At 45.9% G+C, this 1713-nt stretch carries 2 protein-coding genes and 1 pseudogene; all 3 read right to left on the bottom strand.

Going from position 1 to position 1713, the window contains the following annotated elements; all coding sequences use genetic code 11:
- Positions 1-84: 84 nt before the first annotated feature.
- Complete coding sequence (gene queC, locus B7Y67_RS17220) at positions 85-825, bottom strand: 7-cyano-7-deazaguanine synthase QueC (protein WP_293599679.1); 741 nt, start codon at positions 823-825, stop codon at positions 85-87.
- Positions 826-856: 31 nt separating this feature from the next.
- Entirely contained in the window at positions 857-1588 is a 732-nt protein-coding gene (gene ybgF, locus B7Y67_RS17215) for a tol-pal system protein YbgF (RefSeq protein ID WP_293599678.1), read from the bottom strand.
- Positions 1588-1713: pseudogene (locus B7Y67_RS17210) on the bottom strand (peptidoglycan-associated lipoprotein); the annotation flags it as partial. The gene ybgF and the pseudogene B7Y67_RS17210, both read right to left, overlap by 1 nt.

The following is a 1713-nucleotide window of genomic DNA, read 5'->3' as shown; positions in this document are numbered from 1 at the left end:
AAATACCCATAATTTAGTGCATTATTATATGTATTTTGTAAAAAGTCAAACCCTCTCCCGGGTGGGGAATCGCTCTGGTTTGGCTTAGCTTCTACGGTAGCGCGTTGGATCGCTTAAGTTAGCCTGCTTAAAGCCTGCCTGCCGTAGGCGGCAAGACTCACATTCGCCACAAGCTTCACCTAAGTCGTTTGCTTGATAACAAGAAACGGTTTGTGAGTAGTCGACACCTAAAGTAGTACCCAGTTGAATAATTTCTGCTTTGCTCATACTAATGATCGGTGCATGTACCCGAAAGCGATTCGCATTATTCAGTGCTTCTACGCCAGCTTTGGTGGCCAAGTTGGCCATCGTCTCAAATGAGGCGACATATTCTGGGCGACAGTCTGGGTAGCCTGAGTAGTCAACGGCATTGGCACCATAAAAAATATCTAATCCACCTAATGACTCGGCCCAGCCTAAAGCAAGGGATAGCAAAATCGTATTACGTGCTGGAACATAGGTAACGGGGATTTCTAAATCTTTGCCTGGGGTGGTGGGGATATCGATAGATGAGTCGGTCAGAGCCGAACCCCCAAAGCGCGTGAGGTCTAAATTCACGACCTCATGACGAATAACACCCATTTTCTTGGCAATATGTTTTGCTGCTGCTAGTTCGGATGAGTGGCGTTGACCATAGCCAACAGATAACACATAAGGTGCATATCCGAGATCTTTCGCTAAGGCTAGAATCGTGCTCGAATCTAGACCGCCTGAGAACAAAATCACTGCTGGAGCATCGGGTGTGCGAGGAGCGATATTCTGAAAGGCTGCAGACAGCGATGACATGGTGAAATAATTCTTTGCTTGGCTTATGGAATTACTTCGTTGCAGCGATCAGTTGTTGCGCATCTTTTGCCACTTCAGTGTCTGGATACTTGCTGATGATCTCGCTAAAGGTTTTCTTGGCAGCTGCTTTGTTACCACTTTCCAATTGCGAATTACCGAGTGTCAACATAGCCGATGGAATGCGTGGGTGATTTGGGTAGCGCTTAATCAGGCTCTGCAGTTGCGTAATCGCGCCGGCATAGTCTTTGTTAGCGTATTTGCTGTTACCACTCCAAAAGAGTGCCAGCGGTGCATAAGGGCTAGTAGAGTACTTTTTAGCAAAGACAGAGAACTCGCTATCTGCTTTTTTAAGACTGCCTGCCTGAAAGGTCTTCAATGCATCGTCGTAGGCTTTTTTCTCGCCGGGTTGGACGGTACCGCTCACACCTTCAATAGTTGCAGTGCGGGGTTCAAAATTACCTAAGCGGGTATCGAGATCTTGATAATAGGTTTTTTGACTGGCGCCAATATCTTGACCTTGTTTTTCAAGCTCCTCCACCTTTCCTCGAAGCTCAGCATTATCTGTTTTTAGTTTATCGATTTGCCCTTGTAATTCAAGCTGTGTTGTTGCTAGGGATTTGCGTAAATCCAATATGGCTTTTCGTGCATCGTCATCTGCAAAGAGTGCCCAAGCATTGTTGGATATCCCTAGGAAAACAGTGGCGGCACTTAAACAAAACGCTCGTGAGAGCGTTTGTTTAAAAGAGTGTGAAAGCATGGACATTAGTTTGTAATGTAAACAATATCAGCGCGACGATTTTCTGCCCAAGCTGCTTCGTTATCACCTTCAGCTTTTGGCTTCTCTTTACCAAAGCTCACCGCTTCCATTTGGTTCTCAGAAACACCCAT

The sequence above is a fragment of the Polynucleobacter sp. 35-46-11 genome (genome assembly GCF_002281105.1).
This window is presented reverse-complemented; position numbering and strand designations above follow the sequence as displayed.